This window comes from Peribacillus sp. YIM B13472, from assembly GCF_042788005.1.
Lineage (GTDB): Bacteria > Bacillota > Bacilli > Bacillales > DSM-1321 > Peribacillus > Peribacillus simplex_E.
In genome coordinates this window covers 1-3,946 of the sequence record NZ_JBHZPG010000073.1, presented here as the reverse complement: position 1 = coordinate 3,946, position 3,946 = coordinate 1, and the positions used below count along the sequence as shown (strand labels likewise).

The window sequence follows — 3,946 nt, the reverse complement described above, 5'->3', positions numbered from 1 at the left end:
AAGTCCTTCAAAAAATTAGAATATGGTGGGCTTATTTTAGTATGGCCTCTTTCACTAATGTGTTTTCATACAAAAAAATTAGAATATGGTGGGCTTATTTTAGTATGGCCTCTTTCACTAATGTGTTTTCATACAAAAAAAGAGCTGCAAAGCAACTCCCTTATTGAAGTAAAGCACCCGTTGCTTAATAACACAGTGCTTAAATCGTTTACGGATGGTCTCTAGTCTCAGCATACAAATCAATCATATATTCACTATTATTTTCTGCCCCTCCTTCATCAAGTTCAAGGTCATCAATCCATTGATAATAATGTCCTAGCTCGTGGGCAATAGTACCAAGAATAGCTGCAAGTGCATCATCTTGCCCATTCTCCGCCAATAATTCTAAATAGTCACCAGTAGCTATTCTTATATATGGTTCTTCACTTTTGTCAAAAGGACCAAAAAATGTACCCGATACTAATTCTTTATCGAACCTGCTTTTAATTTGGTAATCTTTTTTTAGATATACAACAACTCGAATGGGAAATTCAAATTCTAGCCTTAACCACTTTGCAAATTCTAGACAAGCCCTTCTAACTTCTGGATAGACGCCTTGTTCACATCTTATTCTTAATCCTTGTCGTGGGTAATCTTCCTTCATTTAACCACCACCTCTAACATACCTCTGCTATACATAAAATAAAAAGGAATTATGCCTTTTATTTATTAGACTTCTTTAACTAACCCTTTAGTTCCATAAGAAAAAGGCTCCCTTAGCTCCTCCCTTATTGAATGAGGAATGAATATGGTAGTCTTTTAAACTGATTTTAGTTTTTCTTTTATGGATTGTAATTTTTTAAATTTCTTATCGTAGCTTTGTCTTTCTAACATCTTGTTTACTAATTCAATGGCATCTTTTTTGCGATTTGCCTGCAAATAAGCTTCAACTACCTCGTCAAACCCTTTAGAGTACGGAAACTTTTCTTCTTTTGCTAGTTCAAATGATATATCAAAGTAATCAGTTGCCTTTTTATATTGTTCTAACCTTAAATACATTCTGGCATTAGCTAAATTTAATTCAGCACGTTCCAGATTAGTAAGTGTTTCTAATTCTAATGCTTGTTTTCTTATATCAAGGGCTTTTTCATATTCCTTTTTTTCTTCAAGATAAAAAGCTTTGTCATAGAAATGTCCAAACTTTGTTAAAGGTCTTTTTGATTTATAAATTCTATATACGATATAAATTAGAAGTAATAGTAATGCTATCAAGTATTTTTCCCCCTAAGATGGTTGACCGTTCTATTGTGGTTATAAAACCTCCTTTATTGAAGTAAAAGCACCCGTTAGTTCATTAAGAAAAGTCTCCGTTTGTTGTATATTTGTAAATTCAAGTAATTCAATATGAGCCTTGTTCTCTTAGAAATAACGCTACCTGTTCGTTTCCATATCGCTCCGCAAATAAGAGAGCAGTATTTCCTTCATCTTCTTTAACGTTGATGTCTGCACCTTTTTCCACTAAATACTTTACTGTTTCTAAATTCCCGTAGCAGCTAGCTATAATCAATGGAGTAGTTCCATCGCTAGACTTAATATCAATTTTGGCACCGTTATTTAACAAAAATTCCACTAGTTCTATACGATCTTCAGAGGCTGCTTGATACAAAGGGGAAAAACCGTAATTATCCCTGGAATTGATGTTAGCTCCAATAGATAAAAGGAATTGAATAATCTCTATTTGGCATTCTTGTGTTGCCCAATGGAGTGGAGCCCACCCATCCTCGTCTTTGTTATTTGCATCTGAATCACTTCGTACTAACCGTTTCACTTTTCCAAAATGACCTTCGTAAATGGCTCTGACTAATTCTTCTCTATTCCTCTTTTTAAGTTTATTTCTAATTCTTCTTTTCATAGGTTTTCCCCTTAAATTAATTAATTTTAACCATCATTAATGTAGCCTCCTAGGGTGTTTGCAGTTATTCAACAATCCTGCCCCGTTAGTTACATAAAGAAAAAACTGCCTTTTAAAGACAGCTCCGAGCCTAACCTAAAGCACCCGTTAGTTCATTAAGGTATTACTACTTATTCCAATCCTTAACTAACATACCGTAAACAATATGGTCAACATAATGGTCATACAACCATTCTGCTTGTCTGATACAACCTTCATTAACAAAACCTAATCTTTCAGGAATCCCTCTACTTTTCTTATTCTCCAAAGCAACCCTAATTTCAACTTTATCTAGTTTCAATTCTTTAAATGCATAATCAGTCAATGCCTTAGCTACTCTTGTCATAATTCCATTTCCTTGATATTCTTCTCCGAGCCAATAACCAATATATGCAGTTTTATTTGACCAATTTATTTGGTTATAACCTGCTACACCAACAATTTGTCCCTTATACATAATAAGTGTATTGACACTCTTGTTTTCAGCAAAACCTTTTAAACAAATATTAATGAACCCTTTTGTATCTTCAAGTTTTGTTGTAATATCCAGCCAAGGAAGCCATTCTCGTAGATATTCTCTGGATTGATTGGTTATTTCGAAAACTCTTTCTGCATCCTTTAATTCTAACAGTTTCAATGATAACTCCTCATCAATCTTATGTAAGAACATATTCATCCCCCTGATTTTTCTATTGGTTTATTTTGTATATTAACATATATGATTAATAGATAAATCACTTGTTTATTATGGAGCTAACCTGCCCCGTTAGTTCAACAAGAAACTCATCTTGTGTTCCTTTTATGTACTTTAAATTCTCTTAAATTAAATACATTTTTCATACTTAAATAACAAAAGCTTTTCAGATAGCTGAACTTCTCCTATTTTTTCATAGCCAAATTTCTCATAAAAATATTGATTTCTTTTGTTTAAATATGGAGTATATAAACGCCAAATTTTAATCAATGGAAATTCAGCCTCAATTAATTTCATTATCTTTGTTCCGAGACCTTTATTTTGATATTCGTTTGCTATGAATAGTTTGTCTAATAACAGTATATTTTCTTTTTTGCGGAGATCTATTCCACCGATGATGTTGTTATTTGACCATATTGTGTAATGAATATAGTGTTCTATATTTTCGATTAATTTCTCAGGTGTCTCATTTACAGGAGTTGTATCGTGGTCTTGGTATAACTTATAGTCTTCTGCAAAAGCCTTTTTCTGAATAGTCAACAACATATCTACTTCAGTCAAACTTGTTCTTTTGATGGTAATTTCCATCTGTGATGCACACCCTTTATTTGAATTTTTATGATAATTATTATATTTTTTGTTCAATTGAACTGCCCCTAGTTAAAACAAGAAACTACAACTGTTTATAAACAAACTCTCTGTACTTTATAAAATTTTGCTTTTTATAAAAGTCCTTTGCAACACTGTTCTCAAACCAATAATCTAATTCTATTAAATCTATTCCTCGATCGTTCGCAATTTCATATATACATTCCATAAGACTTGAACCATAACCCTTATTCCTCTTTGTATCCACTATGCTAATCTGGTGTACATAAACGGACTTATATCCTTTTTTAAATGCATTTTCCGGATATTCTCTTATCTCTATCCAAGCATAGCCAAGTGCTTCTTCATTATCTTCTAACAAAAGGAAAATGAAACTTTCGTTATTAATCAGACTTTTGAAAACTTCCTTCACGTTCTCATAGTTATATTCCTTAAAGTATTTAGGGTATAAATTTGAATGTATATTGTGTACATATTTATTTAATTTAGCGACCGATTTAAAATTCCTGGTTTGACTAATTTTCATAACAAATCCCTCATCTATCTTACACTATTTTAAATAATTGTACCTTTTTATGTAATTTTAGGGAAATCTTTAATATTTCCCTTATGCAACTAACCTGCCCCGATAGTTCCATAATCGAGTAGGGGGAAAATAAGTTTATTTTCGCCCCTCTCACAACACCGTACGTACGGTTCGCGTATACGGCGTT

Annotated in this window: 6 protein-coding genes; all 6 read right to left on the bottom strand. The window is 32.4% G+C overall.

What is annotated here, in order from left to right:
- Positions 1 to 208: 208 nt before the first annotated feature.
- Positions 209 to 643 (bottom strand): hypothetical protein, encoded by a 435-nt coding sequence (locus ACFX4I_RS26285; protein ID WP_377424169.1) that lies wholly within the window; start codon positions 641 to 643, stop codon positions 209 to 211.
- Positions 644 to 798: 155 nt separating this feature from the next.
- Complete coding sequence (locus ACFX4I_RS26280) at positions 799 to 1,251, bottom strand: tetratricopeptide repeat protein (RefSeq protein WP_377424167.1); 453 nt, start codon at positions 1,249 to 1,251, stop codon at positions 799 to 801.
- A 127-nt stretch (positions 1,252 to 1,378) separates the two neighbouring features.
- Positions 1,379 to 1,891, bottom strand: coding sequence for an ankyrin repeat domain-containing protein (locus ACFX4I_RS26275; RefSeq protein ID WP_377424164.1), 513 nt, complete (start codon positions 1,889 to 1,891; stop codon positions 1,379 to 1,381).
- A gap of 166 nt (positions 1,892 to 2,057) precedes the next feature.
- Positions 2,058 to 2,600: a GNAT family N-acetyltransferase gene (locus ACFX4I_RS26270; protein WP_053535428.1), complete on the bottom strand. Its 543-nt coding sequence runs from the start codon at positions 2,598 to 2,600 to the stop codon at positions 2,058 to 2,060.
- 153 nt (positions 2,601 to 2,753) lie between these two features.
- Complete coding sequence (locus tag ACFX4I_RS26265) at positions 2,754 to 3,269, bottom strand: GNAT family N-acetyltransferase (RefSeq protein WP_283932806.1); 516 nt, start codon at positions 3,267 to 3,269, stop codon at positions 2,754 to 2,756.
- Between the two features lie 28 nt (positions 3,270 to 3,297).
- Complete coding sequence (locus ACFX4I_RS26260; protein WP_377424162.1) at positions 3,298 to 3,759, bottom strand: GNAT family N-acetyltransferase; 462 nt, start codon at positions 3,757 to 3,759, stop codon at positions 3,298 to 3,300.
- Positions 3,760 to 3,946: the final 187 nt, after the last annotated feature.

Bases quoted from the DNA above. Each gene is read 5' to 3' on its own strand.
- ACFX4I_RS26285 (WP_377424169.1), bottom strand. From the start codon at position 643: ATGAAGGAAGATTACCCACGACAAGGATTAAGAATAAGATGTGAACAA.
- ACFX4I_RS26275 (WP_377424164.1), bottom strand. From the start codon at position 1,891: ATGAAAAGAAGAATTAGAAATAAACTTAAAAAGAGGAATAGAGAAGAA.
- ACFX4I_RS26270 (WP_053535428.1), bottom strand. From the start codon at position 2,600: ATGTTCTTACATAAGATTGATGAGGAGTTATCATTGAAACTGTTAGAA.
- ACFX4I_RS26260 (WP_377424162.1), bottom strand. From the start codon at position 3,759: ATGAAAATTAGTCAAACCAGGAATTTTAAATCGGTCGCTAAATTAAAT.